Source organism: Pseudomonas sp. GW101-3H06, assembly GCF_059424605.1.
In genome coordinates this window covers 5,353,267-5,369,367 of sequence record NZ_JBWKZO010000001.1, presented here as the reverse complement: position 1 = coordinate 5,369,367, position 16,101 = coordinate 5,353,267, and the positions used below count along the sequence as shown (strand labels likewise).

Genomic DNA, 16,101 nt, shown 5'->3' with positions numbered 1-16,101 from the left:
TTGCGATGCGGCACAAACAGCTGCAAAACCTGATGGTGCTTGCACATATCGCCAGCGTCGCTACGCGTTACAATGGCGGCTTTATCGATCATGAGGTGTGCGCTTTGACTGCTCCAGGTGCTTTGAATTCCGCTGCTGGCTCGCTTTATGTGGTGGCGACGCCCATCGGCAACCTGGATGACATCAGTGCGCGCGCGCTGAAGATCCTGCGCGAGGTGGCATTGATCGCCGCCGAAGATACCCGGCACTCCCAGCGTTTGATGCAGCATTTCGGCATCCCTACGCCATTGGCAGCGTGTCATGAGCACAACGAGCGCGATGAAGGCAGCCGATTCATTACCCGCTTGCTCGCGGGTGACGATGTGGCGCTGATCTCCGATGCCGGAACGCCGCTGATTTCCGATCCGGGTTATCACCTGGTGCGTCAGGCTCGCGCGGCCGGGATCAATGTGGTGCCGGTTCCGGGCGCCTGTGCATTGGTTGCTGCATTGTCGGCGGCCGGACTGCCGTCGGATCGTTTCATCTTTGAAGGCTTTCTGCCGGCCAAGGCGGTGGGGCGACGCGCTCGTCTTGAGTCGATAAAGGAAGAACCGCGCACATTGATCTTTTACGAAGCCCCGCACCGCATCCTTGAATGTCTGCAAGACATGGAGCTGGTGTTCGGCGCCGACCGCCCCGCATTGCTGGCGCGTGAGCTGACAAAGACATTCGAAACCCTCAAAGGCTTGCCGCTGGCCGAGTTGCGCCAGTTCGTCGAGTCGGACAGTAATCAGCAGCGCGGCGAGTGCGTGGTGCTGGTGGCAGGTTGGTCGGCTCCCGAGAGCGAGGACGCTGTCAGCAGCGAAGCGATGCGCATCCTCAACCTGTTGCTTGAAGAAATGCCGCTCAAGCGTGCCGCAGCATTGGCGGCGCAAATTACTGGTGAGCGCAAGAATGTGCTCTATCAGGTTGCGCTGGATAAACAGAAGGGCGAGTAAAACCCGACGCACTGGCGTGGCTGAAGGCGTTTAGCGCTTGTTCTTCGGGCGCTCTGCCGTTAACCTTCGCGGCGGAGAGTCGATCGGACAGTCGCTGCCCTCTATGAAAATTAGGGGGGGGAGGAAAGTCCGGGCTCCATAGGGCGAAGTGCCAGGTAATGCCTGGGAGGCGTGAGCCTACGGAAAGTGCCACAGAAAATAACCGCCTAAGCGCTTCGGCGCCGGTAAGGGTGAAAAGGTGCGGTAAGAGCGCACCGCACGTCTGGCAACAGTTCGTGGCTAGGTAAACCCCACTTGGAGCAAGACCAAATAGGGTCCCAAGGCGTGGCCCGCGCTGGGACCGGGTAGGTTGCTAAAGATGTCCAGTGATGGCCATCGTAGACGAATGACTGTTCAAGACAGAACCCGGCTTACAGATCGACTCTCCACCTTTTTTCTACCCTCTGCTTAAATCATCTGAGCAGGGCGGTGATAGCCATTTCCCTTCGTGCAGATCACGATGGAAGGGGTTGTGTGATATCGATTGGCCTGCTCTGGTAACGAACGCATAAACTCCATGCGGTACCCGATTTCTCCCCCCTTTCAAAACGTCGGCATAAGCACTTTCGTAATACCGAAAAAATCTTACTCTTAATAAATTACTTTAACTTTCGAACGCAGTCTTCTGTGCTGATTCAAGTTATTGGGCGAATGCATCTGCCGGATTCTCGTTACCCCTCCTTTTATGCTCCTAAATCTCAGTTCTGTAAGGGTTTTCCTTCGATCCGCGCCTTGACGGTGTGGTGGGCGCATTCCTATAGTGTGCGCAAGTGGCGGAAAGTGGCATGAAGTGGGTTTTTTGAGCGCAAAACGCTATTATTTGGAGAAACGCTGACGTGTTTCGCGGAGCCAACGCTATCAGTCTCGATGCAAAGGGCCGTCTCGCCATGCCGAGCCGGTACCGTGACGAGCTCGTTTCGCGTAGTTCCGGTCAGTTAATCGTCACAATTGATGCCGTTGATCCGTGTTTGTGTGTTTACCCCCTCGATGAGTGGGAAATTATTGAAACCAAACTGCGCGCCCTGCCTTCGCTTCGCGAAGAGAACCGCCGTCTGCAACGTTTACTGATTGGTAATGCCGTCGACCTCGAGCTCGATGGCAGTGGTCGTTTTCTGGTTCCGCCGCGTCTTCGCGAATATGCCAAGTTGGATAAGCGCGCGATGTTGGTAGGCCAACTGAACAAGTTCCAATTGTGGGACGAGGATGCCTGGAACGCGGTTTCTGCCGCCGACCTGGCTGCTATTCAACAACCGGGCGCCATGCCTGATGAACTGCGTGATTTGATCCTGTGACTATTGATAGCGGCTTTAACCACATCACCGTACTGCTTGACGAAGCCGTCGAGGCTCTCGCCGTACGTCCTGATGGGTGCTATCTGGATGGCACGTTCGGGCGCGGCGGACATAGCCGGATGATTCTCAGCCGGCTCGGTCCTGATGGTCGGTTGCTCGGATTCGACAAAGATCCTCAAGCGATTGCCACCGGGCAGACGCTAGCGGCCGAAGACGGCCGCTTTGTCGTTGTGCAGCGCAGCTTTGCCGAACTCGGATCCGAAGTCGCAGAACGTGGCCTGCACGGCAAGGTCAGCGGCGTTTTGCTCGACCTTGGCGTTTCTTCGCCGCAACTCGACGATCCTGAGCGCGGCTTCAGTTTCCTCAACGACGGTCCTCTGGACATGCGCATGGACCCGTCCCGCGGGATCAGTGCGGCGGAGTTCGTCAATAGTGCGCCGGTGGAAGAAATCGCCCGTGTGTTCAAGGAATACGGCGAAGAGCGTTTTTCCGGGCGCATGGCCCGTGCCGTGGCCGAGCGTCGCGACATCAAGCCGTTCGAGCGCACCGCCGATCTGGCCGAAGTGCTGAAAGTCGCCAACCCGGCCTGGGAAAAGGGCAAGAACCCTGCTACCCGTGCGTTCCAGGGCCTGCGTATTCACGTAAACAACGAACTGGGCGATCTGGAAGCCGGCCTCGAAGCCGCGCTGGACTGCCTGGAAGTGGGCGGCCGTCTGGTGGTGATCAGCTTCCACTCCCTCGAAGACCGTATCGTCAAACTGTTCATGCGCAAGCTGGTGAAAGGCGAAGCCGACAACCTGCCGCGTAACCTGCCGGTTCGGCATGTCGCCTTCGAACCGAAAATCAAAATCCATGGCAAAGCGCAGACGGCCTCCGACGCCGAGCTCAAGGCCAACCCACGTTCCCGTAGCGCTGTCATGCGTGTGGCGGAGAAGCTGCGGTGAGCAAGCTTTTCGCCAAGCCACTGCCCGGCGGAAGCTTTTTCATGCTGCTGCTGTTCATTGGCGTGCTCATGTCTGCCATCGGCGTGTCCTACAGCGCGCACTGGAATCGTCAGCTGCTGAACTCGCTGTACAACGAGTTGAGCGTGCGCGACAAGGCCCAGGCCGAGTGGGGCCGGTTGATTCTTGAGCAGAGCACCTGGACGGCCCATAGCCGCATCGAAGTGCTGGCCACCGAGCAGCTGAAAATGCGCATTCCCGGTGCCGCCGAAGTGCAGATGGTGGCGCCATGATGAAGCTCGAAGGCGCACTCTTTCCATGGCGGTTTCGCCTGGTGCTGGGTCTGCTCGGTGTCATGGTGGCGGCGATTGCCTGGCGCATCATCGATCTGCAAGTGGTCGACCGTGACTTCCTCAAAGGTCAGGGTGACGCGCGCAGCGTTCGTCACATTCCGATTCCGGCTCACCGTGGTCTGATCACCGACCGTAACGGCGAGCCTCTGGCCGTCAGCACGCCGGTGACTACCCTGTGGGCCAACGCCAAGGAAATGCAGCTGGCCAAGGAAAAGTGGCCGGCGCTGGCTGCGGCGCTGGGGCAAGACCCGAAAGCCCTGGCCGAGCGTCTTGAAGCCCAGGCCAATAAAGAATTCATTTACCTGGTGCGCGGGCTGACGCCTGAGCAGGGTCAGTCTGTACTCGACCTGAAAGTGCCGGGGGTTTACGGCATCGAAGAGTTTCGCCGTTTCTATCCGGCCGGTGAAGTCACCGCCCACATGGTTGGTTTTACCGATATCGATGACCATGGTCGAGAAGGTGTTGAACTGGCCTATGAGGAATGGCTTGCCGGAGTGCCCGGCAAACGACAGGTCATCAAGGACCGGCGCGGCCGGCTGATCAAGGATGTCCAGGTCACCAAAAACGCCAAGGCCGGAAAGCCCTTGGCGTTGTCCATTGACTTGCGCCTGCAATATCTGGCGAACCGCGAACTGCGCAACGCAATCATCGAGAACGGCGCCAAGGCCGGCAGCCTGGTGATCATGGATGTGAAGACCGGCGAAATCCTCGCCATGGTCAACCAGCCGACCTACAACCCGAACAACCGTCGCAACCTGCAACCGGCGATGATGCGTAACCGCGCGATGATTGACGTATTCGAGCCAGGTTCGACCATGAAGGCGATCTCCATGAGCGCCGCCATCGAAACCGGGCGCTGGAAACCGACCGACAGTGTCGAGGTGTATCCGGGCACGTTGCAGATCGGCAAATACACCATCAAGGACGTCTCCAAGACCGAAGGTCCGGTGTTGGATATGACCGGCATCCTGATCAATTCCAGTAACGTCGGCATGAGTAAGGTTGCGTTCGATATCGGTGGTGAAACCATTTTCCGCCTGGCGCAAAAACTTGGTCTCGGCCAGGACACAGGCCTCGGCTTTCCGGGCGAACGCGTCGGCAATCTGCCGAACTACCGTGAATGGCGCAAGGCTGAGACCGCCACGTTGTCCTACGGCTACGGTATTTCGGTGACGGCCATCCAGCTGGTGCATGCCTTCTCGGCCTTGGCCAACAACGGTCGCCTCGCACCGCTGACACTGATCAAAACCGACAAAACACCGCAAACCACGCAGGTGTTGCCGGAAACGGTCGCGAAAACCATGCAGACCATGTTGCAACAGGTGATCGAGGCTCCGCGCGGTGTATTCCGTGCGCAGGTGCCGGCCTACCACGTGGGCGGCAAGTCCGGTACTGCGCGTAAAACCTCGGTCGGCACCAAGGGTTATGCCGAGAACTCCTACCGCTCGCTGTTTGCCGGTTTCGGTCCGATGAGTGACCCGCGTTACGCCATCGTGGTCGTCATCGATGAGCCGACCAAGGCTGGTTACTTCGGTGGTCTGGTTTCGGCGCCGGTGTTCAGCCGGGTGATGTCCGGCACCCTGCGCCTGATGAATGTCACCCCGGACAATTTGCCACCTGTTCAACAAGCCAACGCCACCCCGGTCGTTCCGCTGAAAGCCAATGGAGGGCGCGGCTGATGTCATTAAGTCTGAACAAGATATTCCCCCACGCCGGTCACGATCTGTTGATCCGTGAATTGGCACTCGACAGCCGCAACGTGCGTGCCGGTGACCTGTTTCTCGCGGTGCCGGGCGGCAGGTTCGACGGTCGCTCGCATATCGGCGACGCATTGCAGCGCGGCGCCGCTGCCGTAGCTTATGAAGTGGAAGGCGCCACTGTGCTGCCGATCACCGACGTGCCATTGATTCCGGTCAAAGGCCTGGCGGCGCAGCTGTCGGATATCGCCGGACGTTTTTATGGTGAACCCAGTCATCACCTGAACCTGATCGGTGTGACCGGTACCAACGGCAAAACCAGCGTGACCCAACTGGTGGCCCAGGCGCTGGACCTGCTTGGCCAGCACTGCGGCATCGTCGGCACCCTGGGTTCCGGTTTCTACGGCGCGCTGGAAAGCGGCCTGCACACCACGCCGAATCCGATTGCCGTGCAAGCGACCCTTGGCGACTTGAAAAAGGCCGGCGCCAAAGCGGTGGCCATGGAAGTTTCGTCCCATGGCCTGGACCAGGGCCGGGTCACCGCGCTGGCGTTCGATGTGGCGGTGATGACCAACCTGTCCCGCGATCACCTGGACTATCACGGCACCATGCACGCTTATGGCGAAGCCAAGGCCAAGCTGTTCGCCTGGAACGATTTGAAATGCCGGGTGGTGAACCTCGACGACGATTTCGGTCGGCAACTGGCCGCCGATAAGCGTGAGTCGCGTTTGATCACTTACAGCCTGCTCGACAAAAGTGCCTATCTGTATTGCCGCGAAGCACAGTTCGACGACGAAGGGGTGCGCGCCACGCTGGTCACGCCGCAGGGCGAACACCATCTGCGCAGCACCTTGCTCGGACGATTCAATCTGAGCAACGTGTTGGCCGCCGTTGGCGCCTTGCTCGGCCTTGACTACCCACTGGACGAAATTCTTAAAGTGTTGCCGAAGCTCGAAGGCCCGGCCGGTCGCATGCAGCGCCTCGGCGGTGGTACCCAGCCATTGGTAGTCGTCGATTACGCCCACACCCCGGACGCCCTGGAAAAAGTCCTGTCTGCCTTGCGCCCCCATGTCAAAGGTCGCTTGCTGTGCCTGTTCGGCTGCGGCGGCGACCGTGATCGCGGCAAGCGTCCGCTGATGGCCGAAGTGGTCGAGCGATTGGCCGACGGCGTGCTGGTCACCGACGACAACCCGCGTACCGAAGATCCAGCGGTTATTTTCGACGACATCCGCGCCGGGTTCACGGCTGTGGATAAAGTCACTTTCGTTGCCGGACGTGGCCAGGCGATTGCCCAGCTGATTGCTGGAGCGTCGGCCGACGACGTGATCGTGCTGGCTGGAAAAGGTCACGAGGATTATCAAGAAATCAACGGCGAGCGCCATGCCTTCTCTGATCTGGTCGAGGCCGATCATGCCTTGACCATGTGGGAGGTTGCCCATGCTTAAAGCCTTGAAACTCAGCGAACTGACCGGTGCATTGAGCGCCCGTTTAATCGGTACCGATGCCAGCTTCGACGGCGTCAGCATCGACAGTCGCGCAATCAAGCCGGGACAGCTGTTTATCGCTTTGGCCGGTCCGCGTTTCGATGGTCATGACTATCTCAATGACGTGGCGGCCAAAGGCGCTGTGGCGGCACTGGTCGAGCGCGAAGTCGCCGACAGCAGCTTGCCGCAATTGTTGGTGGGCGACACCCGTCAGGCATTGGGCCAACTGGGCGCATTGAATCGTTCGGCATTCACTCAGCCGGTTGCAGCCGTCACTGGGTCCAGCGGCAAGACCACGGTCAAGGAAATGCTCGCGAGCATCCTGCGTACCCGCGGTCCGGTACTGGCCACCCGTGGCAATTTGAATAACGACCTCGGCGTTCCGCTGACCCTGCTGGAACTGGCGCCGGAACACACCGCTGCCGTGATCGAACTGGGTGCATCGCGCCTGGGTGAAATTGCCTACACCGTCGCCATGACCAAGCCCCACGTGGCCATTCTCAACAATGCCGGGACTGCCCACGTTGGCGAGTTTGGCGGGCCGGAAAAAATCGTCGAAGCCAAGGGCGAGATCATTGAAGGGCTGGATGCCGATGGCGTCGCCGTTCTTAATCTGGACGACAAGGCGTTCGAGATCTGGAAGAAACGCGCAGCCGGCCGCAAGGTGCTGACGTTTGCCCTGAGCAACAGCCGCGCAGATTTCCATGCCAGCGATCTGACCACCGACGCGCGTGGCTGCCCGGCGTTCAACCTGCATACACCCGAAGGTGTGGAACGCGTTCAGTTGAATCTGCTCGGCACCCATAACGTGGCCAATGCCATGGCGGCCGCCGCCGCCGCCCATGCGCTGGGCGTGTCGCTGTTCGGCATCGCCACGGGCCTGGGCGCAGTGCAGCCGGTCAAGGGCCGCACCGTCGCGCAATTGGCCAGCAATGGCATGCGCGTAATCGATGACACTTACAACGCGAACCCCACCTCCATGTGTGCCGCGGTTGATATACTGGCCGGCTTTTCCGGTCGCACCGTTCTGGTGCTCGGAGATATCGGCGAGTTGGGCGATTGGGCGGAGCAGGGGCATCGCGACGTGGGCGAGTACGCCCGAGGCAAGGTTTCTGCGCTGTACGCGGTCGGGCCAATGATGCTTCACGCCGTCAACGCCTTCGGCCCACAGGCTTTTCACTTCAGCACGCAGGCTGAGCTGATCAAGGCCTTGGGCGCCGAGCAAGACACAAACACCACTATTTTGATCAAGGGCTCGCGCAGCGCTGCGATGGAAAACATCGTCGCCGCTTTGTGCGGGACCAGTCTGGAGAAACATTAATGCTGCTGCTGCTAGCGGAGTATCTGCAACAGTTCTACAAAGGCTTCGCGGTCTTCCAGTACCTGACCCTGCGCGGGATTCTCGGTGTACTGACCGCGTTGGTTTTGTCGCTGTGCTATGGCCCGTGGATGATCCGCACCCTGCAGAACCGTCAGATCGGCCAGTCCGTTCGCAATGATGGCCCGCAATCGCACCTGTCCAAGTCGGGCACCCCGACCATGGGCGGCGCGTTGATTCTGTCTTCCATTGGCGTCAGTACCCTGTTGTGGGCTGACCTGACCAACCGTTATGTCTGGGTCGTGCTGCTGGTGACCCTGCTGTTCGGCGCCATTGGCTGGGTCGACGACTACCGCAAGGTGATCGAGAAGAACTCCCGTGGCTTGCCGAGCCGCTGGAAATACTTCTGGCAGTCGGTGTTCGGACTGGGCGCGGCGATCTTCCTTTATATGACCGCCGCGACGCCGGTTGAAACCACCCTGATCCTGCCAATGCTCAAGGACTACAGCATTCCGTTGGGTGCAGGCTTCATCGTCCTGACCTATTTCGTGATCGTCGGTTCGAGCAACGCGGTCAACCTGACCGATGGCCTCGACGGCCTGGCGATCATGCCGACCGTGATGGTCGGCGGTGGCCTGGGGATTTTCTGCTACCTGTCGGGTAACGTGAAATTCGCCGAATACCTGCTCATTCCATACGTACCGGGCGCGGGTGAATTGATCGTGTTCTGCGGCGCGCTGATCGGTGCGGGCCTGGGCTTCCTGTGGTTCAACACTTACCCGGCGCAAGTCTTCATGGGCGACGTCGGCGCACTGGCGCTGGGCGCGGCCCTGGGCACCATTGCCGTGATCGTCCGTCAGGAAATCGTCCTGTTCATCATGGGCGGTGTGTTCGTGATGGAAACCCTGTCGGTCGTCATTCAGGTGGCGTCCTTCAAGCTGACCGGTCGCCGCGTATTCCGCATGGCGCCGATTCACCACCACTTTGAACTCAAGGGCTGGCCCGAGCCGCGCGTGATCGTCCGTTTCTGGATCATCACCGTAATTCTCGTGCTGATTGGCCTTGCCACCCTGAAGCTGAGGTAGAAACACGTGTCTCTGATCGCTTCTGACCACTTCCGCATCGTTGTCGGCCTCGGCAAGAGCGGCATGTCCCTGGTTCGCTTCCTGGCGAACCGGGGCGTGGCGTTTGCCGTGGCCGATACGCGGGAAAATCCACCGGAACTGGCCACGCTCAAGCGTGACTATCCGCACGTGGAAGTGCGTTGTGGCGAGCTGGACGTCGAATTCCTGTGCCGTGCCGACGAGCTCTACGTGAGCCCCGGCCTGGCGCTGGCGACCCCGGCCCTGCAGGCTGCCGCTGCCCGTGGCGTGAAACTGTCCGGCGACATCGAGCTGTTCGCGCGTAACGCGAAGGCGCCGATCGTGGCCATCAGCGGTTCCAACGCGAAAAGCACCGTGACCACCCTGGTTGGCGAGATGGCGGCTGCGGCCGGCAAGCGTGTTGCCGTCGGCGGTAATCTCGGCACGCCGGCGCTGGACCTGCTACGCGACGATATCGAGCTGTACGTGATGGAACTGTCGAGCTTCCAGCTCGAAACCACCGATCAGCTCAACGCCGAAGTGGCGACTGTACTCAACATCAGCGAAGACCACATGGACCGCTACAGCGGCCTGCCGGCCTATCACCTGGCCAAGCACCGGATTTTCCGTGGCGCCAAGCAGTTCGTGGTCAACCGCCAGGATGCCCTGAGCCGGCCGCTGATGGGCGAAGGCCAGCCCTGCTGGACCTTCGGCCTGAACAAGCCTGACTTCAAGGCCTTTGGTCTGCGCGAAGAAGACGGCGAGAAATACCTGGCGTTCGAGTTCCAGAACCTGATGCCGGTGCGCGAGCTGAAAGTTCGCGGCGCCCATAACCAGTCCAACGCCCTGGCGGCATTGGCGCTGGGCCACGCTGTTGGCTTGCCTTTCGACGCCATGCTGTCGGCGCTGCGCAATTTCGCCGGTCTCGAGCACCGCTGCCAGTGGGTGCGTGACCTGGACGGCGTGGGCTATTACAACGATTCCAAAGCCACCAACGTGGGTGCCGCCCTGGCGGCCATCGAAGGCCTGGGCGCGGACATCGACGGCAAAATCGTGCTGATCGCCGGTGGCGACGGCAAGGGTGCCGAGTTCAAGGATCTGCGCGGTCCGGTGGCGGCCAACTGCCGCGCCGTCATTCTGATGGGTCGTGACGCTGACAAGATCGGTGAGGCCATCGGCGATGCTGTGCCGTTGATCCGTGTCGGCTCGCTGGTCGAAGCCGTGGAACAGTGCCGCGCCGCCGCTCAAGCGGGTGACGTGGTTCTGCTGTCGCCGGCCTGCGCCAGCTTCGACATGTTCAAGAACTACGAAGACCGTGGTCACCAGTTCGTCCGCGTCGTGGAGGACCTGGCATGAGCCTCAGAGGCATCATCAAGCCCTTTCCATCGCCGCTCATCACCGGGCGCGGTATCGATCTCGACTTCCCGATGCTCGTCGGATGTCTGTCGCTGCTCGGCCTGGGGCTGATCATGATTGCCTCGGCGTCGACTGAAGTGGCGGCCGTGCAATCGGGCAGCCCCCTGTATTACATGATTCGCCACCTCATTTATGTGGTGCTGGGCCTGGGTGCCTGCATCGTCACCATGATGATTCCGATCGCCACCTGGCAACGCCTGGGTTGGCTGATGCTGCTGGGTGCCTTCGGTTTGCTGGTGATGGTGATCATTCCGGGGATCGGTCGTGAAGTGAACGGTTCGATGCGCTGGATCGGCTTCAGTTTCTTCAACGTACAACCTTCCGAAATCGCCAAGGTGTTCGTGGTGATTTACCTCGCCGGCTATCTGGTGCGCCGCCAGAAAGAAGTGCGTGAGAGCTGGATGGGGTTCTTCAAGCCGTTCATCGTTCTGCTGCCGATGGCCGGACTGTTGCTGATGGAGCCCGACTTCGGTGCCACCGTCGTGATGATGGGGGCTGCCGCGGCGATGCTGTTCCTCGGCGGGGTCGGGCTGTTCCGCTTTTCCTTGATGGTGGTGCTGGCGGTCGGTGCGGTGGTGTTGTTGATTCAAATGCAGCCGTATCGAATGGCGCGTCTGACCAACTTCGCCGATCCGTGGGCCGACCAGTTCGGTGCCGGTTATCAGTTGTCTCAAGCCTTGATTGCTTTCGGTCGCGGCGAATGGCTGGGCGTTGGCTTGGGTAACAGCGTGCAGAAACAATTCTATCTGCCCGAAGCCCACACCGATTTCGTGTTCTCGGTCCTTGCCGAAGAACTGGGTGCCGTGGGTTCGCTGTGCACGGTCGCGCTGTTCGTCTTTGTCTGCATCCGTGGCATGTACATCGGACTGTGGGCCGAGAAGGCCAAGCAGTTTTTTGCCGCCTATGTGGCCTACGGCTTGTCATTCCTGTGGATTGGTCAGTTCCTGATCAACATCGGGGTGAACGTCGGGCTGCTGCCGACCAAGGGGCTGACCTTGCCGTTCCTCAGTTATGGCGGCAGTTCGTTGGTAATCTGCTGCGCCTGTCTCGGCTTGCTGCTGCGCATCGAGTGGGAGAGTCGAACCCACCTGGGCAGCGAAGAGATGGAATTCCATGAGAGCGACTTCGCCGAGGAGCCGAACCATGGGCGCTAATGTATTGATCATGGCCGGCGGTACCGGTGGCCACGTGTTCCCGGCGCTGGCCTGTGCCCGCGAGTTCCAGTCCCGCGGTTATTGCGTGCACTGGCTCGGCACGCCGCGCGGCATCGAGAACGACCTGGTTCCGGCGGCCGGTATCGAGCTGCACCGGATTCACGCCAGTGGGCTGCGCGGCAAGGGCAAATTGTCCTTGGTCAAGGCGCCGTTCATGCTGCTCAAGTCGGTCTGGCAGGCGCGGGCGATCATTCGTCGGTTGCGGCCGGTCTGCGTGGTCGGCTTTGGTGGTTATGTGACTGGTCCTGGCGGTGTTGCCGCCAAACTGGCCGGTGTGCCGGTGATCGTTCATGAGCAGAACGCAGTGGCCGGTACCGCCAATCGGCTGCTGGTGCCGTTGGCCGCTCGGGTCTGTGAAGCGTTCCCCGACACCTTTACCCTGTCGAACAGCCGTCGGACCACCGGTAACCCGGTGCGCACCGAGCTGTTCCTCGAAACACCGCGACCAGCCCTGGCCGGTCGCAAGGCGCGTTTGCTGATCCTGGGCGGAAGCCTGGGCGCAGAGCCGTTGAACAAGTTGCTGCCTGAAGCCCTGTCGCAAGTCGCCGTCGACTTGCGCCCGGACGTGTTCCATCAGGCCGGCAAAAACCACGATGAAGTGACTGCAGAGCGCTATCGCGCGGCTGGCGTCGAGGCGCAAGTGCAGCCTTTCATCAAAGACATGGCCCAAGCCTATGGCTGGGCCGACCTGGTGGTATGTCGCGCAGGCGCGCTGACCATCAGCGAACTGGCTGCCGCCGGTCTGCCCTCGATGCTGGTGCCCTTGCCCCATGCGATCGACGATCACCAGACTCGTAACGCCGATTATTTGGCCCGCGAAGGCGCTGCCTTCCTGATGCCGCAAAGAACGACTGGCGCAGCGGATCTTGCCGCTCGCCTGACAGAGGTCCTGATGCAACCGCAACGACTCAATGATATGGCCACTGCGGCCCGCCGCCTGGCCAAACCCGATGCCACCCGTAACGTGGTCGATACCTGTCTGGAGGTGGCCCATGGTTGAGAACAAGAAAGCCATGCCACAACCGGAGATGCGTCGCATCCGTCGCATCCACTTCGTCGGAATCGGCGGCGTGGGCATGTGCGGGATTGCCGAAGTGTTGCTGAACCTGGGCTATGAAGTGTCCGGTTCCGACCTGAAAGCGTCCCCGGTCACCGAGCGCCTGGAATCCTTCGGCGCGCAGATTTTCATCGGCCACCGCGCCGAAAACGCTGCCGCGGCCGACGTGCTGGTGGTGTCGAGTGCCGTGAACACATCCAACCCGGAAGTTGCCACTGCGCTGGAGCGCCGCATTCCAGTAGTGCCGCGTGCAGAAATGCTGGCCGAGCTGATGCGCTATCGCCACGGCATCGCGGTCGCCGGTACCCATGGCAAAACCACCACCACCAGCCTGATCGCTTCGGTGTTTGCCGCCGGTGGCCTGGACCCGACCTTCGTCATCGGTGGCCGTCTGAATGCCGCGGGAACCAATGCCCAGCTCGGCACCAGCCGTTACCTGATCGCCGAGGCCGACGAAAGCGATGCCAGTTTCCTGCATCTGCAGCCGATGGTGGCCGTGGTCACCAACATCGATGCTGATCATATGGCGACCTACGACGGTGACTTCAACAAACTGAAGAAAACCTTCGTCGAGTTCCTCCACAACCTGCCGTTCTACGGTTTGGCCGTGGTGTGCCTGGACGATCCGGTGGTGCGTGAAATCCTGCCGCAGGTCAAACGTCCGACGGTAACCTATGGCTTTGGCGATGACTGCGACGTACGCGCCATCAATGTCCGCCAGCAGGGCATGCAGACCTTCTTTACCGTGCTGCGTCCGGATCGCGAGCCGCTGGATGTCTCGGTGAACATGCCGGGCAACCACAACGTGCTCAACGCGCTGGCAACCATTTGCATCGCCACCGACGAAGGTGTCAGCGATGAAGCCATCGTCCAGGGCCTGTCCGGGTTCCAGGGCGTCGGCCGACGTTTTCAGGTCTACGGCGAACTGCCAGTAGACGGCGGCAACGTGATGCTGGTCGACGACTACGGCCATCACCCGACGGAAGTCGCGGCGGTGATCAAGGCTGTGCGCGGTGGCTGGCCGGAACGCCGGTTGGTGATGGTTTATCAGCCGCACCGCTATAGCCGTACCCGCGATCTGTACGACGACTTCGTCAATGTACTGGCCGACGCCAACGTGCTGTTGTTGATGGAAGTCTATCCGGCCGGCGAAGAGCCGATCCCGGGTGCCGACAGTCGCAAGCTGTGCAACAGCATCCGCCAGCGCGGCCAGCTCGATCCGATCTACATCGAGCGGGGTGTCGACCTCGCGCCGGTGGTCAAGCCGCTGCTGCGCGCCGGCGACATTCTGCTGTGCCAGGGCGCCGGTGATATCGGCGGTCTCGCACCGAAACTGTTGAAAAGTGAGTTGTTCGCCGGCGCCGTGGCTGCGTCGGTCGAGGGGAAGTTGAAATGACTGCTGCCTACGCCAACCTCGTCTCCACTGTCGCGCCGAAAGACTTCGGCCGGGTCGCCGTGCTGTTCGGTGGCAAGAGTGCCGAGCGTGAAGTGTCCCTGAAGTCGGGCAACGCCGTTCTCGATGCGCTGCAAAGTGCGGGTGTGGATGCGTTCGGCCTCGACGTGGGCGATGACCTGCTGCAGCGTTTGCTGAGCGAAAAAATCGACCGCGCCTTCATCATCCTCCACGGTCGTGGCGGTGAAGACGGCAGCATGCAGGGCCTGCTCGAATGCCTGGGCATTCCTTACACCGGCAGCGGCATCCTCGCGTCGGCGCTGGCCATGGACAAGCTACGCACCAAGCAGGTCTGGCACAGCCTGGGCATTCCGACGCCTCGTCACGCCGTGTTGAGCAGCGAAGCCGACTGTATTTGCGCGGCAGCGGAACTGGGCATGCCTTTGATCGTCAAACCGGCCCATGAAGGTTCAAGTATCGGGATGGCCAAAGTGACTTCCGCGTCCGAGTTGATCGACGCTTGGAAAGCGGCCAGTACCTACGATTCGCAAGTGTTGGTCGAGCAATGGATTCAAGGTCCGGAGTTCACCATCGCCACCCTGCGTGACCAGGTGTTGCCACCGATTGCCCTGGGCACGACGCACAGCTTCTACGACTACGACGCCAAGTACATCGCCAACGATACCCAGTACCGCATTCCGTGCGGCCTGGACAGCGTCAAGGAAAAGGAACTCATGGATCTCACGGCGAAAGCCTGTGAGGCGCTGGGTATCGCCGGTTGGGGCCGGGCCGACGTGATGCAGGACGCCGACGGGCAGTTCTGGTTCCTGGAGGTCAATACCGCACCGGGCATGACTGATCACAGTCTGGTGCCGATGGCGGCCCGTGCCGCCGGCCTGGACTTCCAGCAACTGGTTCTGGCGATCCTGGCAGCAAGCATTGAGGCGCGAGGATAAAACGATGCAAGGCGCACAGCTACGTCATCAGCCATCCGCACCCGGTCGCAAGCCGGTGCCGCGGGGTGCCAGCCGAATGGTGGCCAAAGAGCCGATGTCCGCGCGCCTGCCGAAAGCCAATTTTGGTTTCCTGAAAAGCCTGTTCTGGCCAGTGCTGTTGGTTGCACTGGGGTTCGGTACTTACGAAGGCGCGCAGCGTTTGCTGCCGTACGCCGACCGGCCGATCACCAAAGTCAACGTGCAGGGTGACTTGAGCTACATCAGCCAGCAAGCGGTGCAACAGCGAATCGCCCCGTATGTGGCGTCGAGCTTCTTCACCATTGACCTGGCGAGCATGCGTACCGAGCTGGAACAGATGCCATGGATTGCCCACGCCGAAGTGCGCCGGGTATGGCCGGATCAAGTGGTGATCCGCCTGGAAGAACAACTGCCGGTTGCCCGTTGGGGTGACGAATCGCTGTTGAACAACCAGGGGCAGGCGTTCACCCCGCGTGAACTGGCCAATTACGAACACCTGCCACAACTGTTCGGCCCACAGCGGGCTCAACAGCAAGTGATGCAGCAATACCAGGTACTGAGCCAGATGCTCCGGCCGTTGGGCTTCTCGATTGCACGCCTGGAATTGCGTGAACGAGGCAGCTGGTTCTTGACCACTGGCCCCGGTAGTGCGGGCCCCGGAATCGAGCTGCTGCTGGGACGCGGCAACCTGGTAGAGAAGATGCGCCGTTTCATTGCCATCTATGACAAGACGCTCAAAGAACAGATTACGAACATTGCGCGCATCGATCTGCGCTATGCCAACGGCCTTGCTGTTGGCTGGCGGGAACCTGTAGCGCCGACGACAGCCGTACCCGCTGTCGCGAAGAATTAAGAGAGGCAGGA

General features: G+C 60.7%; 14 protein-coding genes and 1 other RNA gene. All 15 read left to right on the top strand.

Annotated elements, in window-relative coordinates; genetic code table 11:
• The first annotated feature begins 104 nt into the window (after positions 1-104).
• The 15 genes from rsmI (at position 105) to AC07ZE_RS24530 (ending at position 16,090) form a co-directional block, all read left to right on the top strand.
• Positions 105-977 carry a 16S rRNA (cytidine(1402)-2'-O)-methyltransferase gene (rsmI, locus tag AC07ZE_RS24600; RefSeq protein WP_207267886.1) on the top strand — a complete coding sequence of 291 codons (873 nt, stop codon included), beginning with the start codon at positions 105-107 and terminating at the stop codon, positions 975-977.
• 75 nt (positions 978-1,052) lie between these two features.
• An RNA gene (rnpB, locus tag AC07ZE_RS24595) (RNase P RNA component class A) lies at positions 1,053-1,406 on the top strand.
• Positions 1,407-1,852: 446 nt separating this feature from the next.
• Positions 1,853-2,308, top strand: coding sequence for a division/cell wall cluster transcriptional repressor MraZ (gene mraZ, locus AC07ZE_RS24590; protein WP_003205355.1), 456 nt, complete (start codon positions 1,853-1,855; stop codon positions 2,306-2,308).
• Positions 2,305-3,252, top strand: a complete 948-nt coding sequence (rsmH, locus tag AC07ZE_RS24585; protein ID WP_404940874.1) for a 16S rRNA (cytosine(1402)-N(4))-methyltransferase RsmH — start codon at positions 2,305-2,307, stop codon at positions 3,250-3,252. The genes mraZ and rsmH overlap by 4 nt, the downstream gene beginning before the upstream one ends.
• Positions 3,249-3,542 carry a cell division protein FtsL gene (gene ftsL / locus AC07ZE_RS24580; RefSeq protein ID WP_207266996.1) on the top strand — a complete coding sequence of 98 codons (294 nt, stop codon included), beginning with the start codon at positions 3,249-3,251 and terminating at the stop codon, positions 3,540-3,542. Before rsmH ends, ftsL begins: the two co-directional genes overlap by 4 nt.
• Complete coding sequence (locus AC07ZE_RS24575) at positions 3,542-5,281, top strand: peptidoglycan D,D-transpeptidase FtsI family protein (protein WP_207267884.1); 1,740 nt, start codon at positions 3,542-3,544, stop codon at positions 5,279-5,281. Before ftsL ends, AC07ZE_RS24575 begins: the two co-directional genes overlap by 1 nt.
• The gene (locus AC07ZE_RS24570; protein ID WP_207266995.1) at positions 5,281-6,744 is read left to right on the top strand and encodes a UDP-N-acetylmuramoyl-L-alanyl-D-glutamate--2,6-diaminopimelate ligase; all 1,464 of its coding nucleotides are present in this window, start codon (positions 5,281-5,283) and stop codon (positions 6,742-6,744) included. The genes AC07ZE_RS24575 and AC07ZE_RS24570 overlap by 1 nt, the downstream gene beginning before the upstream one ends.
• A complete protein-coding gene (locus tag AC07ZE_RS24565; RefSeq protein ID WP_207266994.1) occupies positions 6,737-8,104 on the top strand; it encodes a UDP-N-acetylmuramoyl-tripeptide--D-alanyl-D-alanine ligase in 1,368 nt (455 codons plus the stop codon). Before AC07ZE_RS24570 ends, AC07ZE_RS24565 begins: the two co-directional genes overlap by 8 nt.
• The gene (gene mraY / locus AC07ZE_RS24560; RefSeq protein ID WP_008016698.1) at positions 8,104-9,186 is read left to right on the top strand and encodes a phospho-N-acetylmuramoyl-pentapeptide-transferase; all 1,083 of its coding nucleotides are present in this window, start codon (positions 8,104-8,106) and stop codon (positions 9,184-9,186) included. Before AC07ZE_RS24565 ends, mraY begins: the two co-directional genes overlap by 1 nt.
• A 6-nt stretch (positions 9,187-9,192) precedes the next feature.
• Positions 9,193-10,539, top strand: coding sequence for a UDP-N-acetylmuramoyl-L-alanine--D-glutamate ligase (gene murD / locus AC07ZE_RS24555; RefSeq protein ID WP_207266993.1), 1,347 nt, complete (start codon positions 9,193-9,195; stop codon positions 10,537-10,539).
• Entirely contained in the window at positions 10,536-11,753 is a 1,218-nt protein-coding gene (gene ftsW, locus AC07ZE_RS24550) for a putative lipid II flippase FtsW (protein WP_207266992.1), read from the top strand. Before murD ends, ftsW begins: the two co-directional genes overlap by 4 nt.
• Positions 11,743-12,813 (top strand): undecaprenyldiphospho-muramoylpentapeptide beta-N-acetylglucosaminyltransferase, encoded by a 1,071-nt coding sequence (murG, locus tag AC07ZE_RS24545; RefSeq protein ID WP_207266991.1) that lies wholly within the window; start codon positions 11,743-11,745, stop codon positions 12,811-12,813. Before ftsW ends, murG begins: the two co-directional genes overlap by 11 nt.
• The gene (gene murC / locus AC07ZE_RS24540; RefSeq protein WP_207266990.1) at positions 12,806-14,266 is read left to right on the top strand and encodes a UDP-N-acetylmuramate--L-alanine ligase; all 1,461 of its coding nucleotides are present in this window, start codon (positions 12,806-12,808) and stop codon (positions 14,264-14,266) included. Before murG ends, murC begins: the two co-directional genes overlap by 8 nt.
• Positions 14,263-15,219: a D-alanine--D-alanine ligase gene (locus AC07ZE_RS24535; RefSeq protein ID WP_095192997.1), complete on the top strand. Its 957-nt coding sequence runs from the start codon at positions 14,263-14,265 to the stop codon at positions 15,217-15,219. The genes murC and AC07ZE_RS24535 overlap by 4 nt, the downstream gene beginning before the upstream one ends.
• Before the next feature lie 4 nt (positions 15,220-15,223).
• Entirely contained in the window at positions 15,224-16,090 is an 867-nt protein-coding gene (locus AC07ZE_RS24530) for a cell division protein FtsQ/DivIB (protein ID WP_207266989.1), read from the top strand.
• Positions 16,091-16,101: the final 11 nt, after the last annotated feature.

Coding starts and splice junctions, on each gene's coding strand:
- AC07ZE_RS24575 (WP_207267884.1), top strand. CDS start 3,542: ATGAAGCTCGAAGGCGCACTCTTTCCATGGCGGTTTCGCCTGGTGCTG.
- AC07ZE_RS24570 (WP_207266995.1), top strand. CDS start 5,281: ATGTCATTAAGTCTGAACAAGATATTCCCCCACGCCGGTCACGATCTG.
- AC07ZE_RS24565 (WP_207266994.1), top strand. CDS start 6,737: ATGCTTAAAGCCTTGAAACTCAGCGAACTGACCGGTGCATTGAGCGCC.
- mraY (WP_008016698.1), top strand. CDS start 8,104: ATGCTGCTGCTGCTAGCGGAGTATCTGCAACAGTTCTACAAAGGCTTC.
- ftsW (WP_207266992.1), top strand. CDS start 10,536: ATGAGCCTCAGAGGCATCATCAAGCCCTTTCCATCGCCGCTCATCACC.
- murG (WP_207266991.1), top strand. CDS start 11,743: ATGGGCGCTAATGTATTGATCATGGCCGGCGGTACCGGTGGCCACGTG.
- murC (WP_207266990.1), top strand. CDS start 12,806: ATGGTTGAGAACAAGAAAGCCATGCCACAACCGGAGATGCGTCGCATC.
- AC07ZE_RS24535 (WP_095192997.1), top strand. CDS start 14,263: ATGACTGCTGCCTACGCCAACCTCGTCTCCACTGTCGCGCCGAAAGAC.
- AC07ZE_RS24530 (WP_207266989.1), top strand. CDS start 15,224: ATGCAAGGCGCACAGCTACGTCATCAGCCATCCGCACCCGGTCGCAAG.